The sequence below is a fragment of the Pseudomonas sp. SIMBA_067 genome, assembly GCF_046534675.1.
GTDB lineage: Bacteria > Pseudomonadota > Gammaproteobacteria > Pseudomonadales > Pseudomonadaceae > Aquipseudomonas > Aquipseudomonas putida.
In genome coordinates this window covers 1-251 of the sequence record NZ_JAWRYH010000955.1, presented here as the reverse complement: position 1 = coordinate 251, position 251 = coordinate 1, and the positions used below count along the sequence as shown (strand labels likewise).

Below are 251 nucleotides of genomic sequence, written 5' to 3'. Positions count from 1 at the left end.
CCACGGCATCCACCACATCCTGCACGGTGCGCACGGCGCGGAAGGTTTCCGGTTTAATTTTACGGCCGGTACGTTTTTGCAGATGAACCACCATATCGACGGCATCAATGCTGTCGAGTTCGAGATCTTCATACAGACGTGCCTCGGGATGGATATCCTCAGGCGCAATTTCAAACAGGCTGGTCAGCAGCGAAGCCACTTCCTGATAGATCTGTTCTTTGTTCATCATAAGGTTGTCTCCGCTTTCAGCC

Annotated in this window: 1 protein-coding gene; it reads right to left on the bottom strand. The window is 52.2% G+C overall.

Annotated features, from left to right (window positions below; all coding sequences use genetic code 11):
- Positions 1-229 (bottom strand): acyl carrier protein (locus SB765_RS32030; protein WP_410932812.1); only part of this gene is annotated, 229 nt, incomplete at its 3' end.
- Between the last annotated feature and the right edge of the window lie 22 nt (positions 230-251).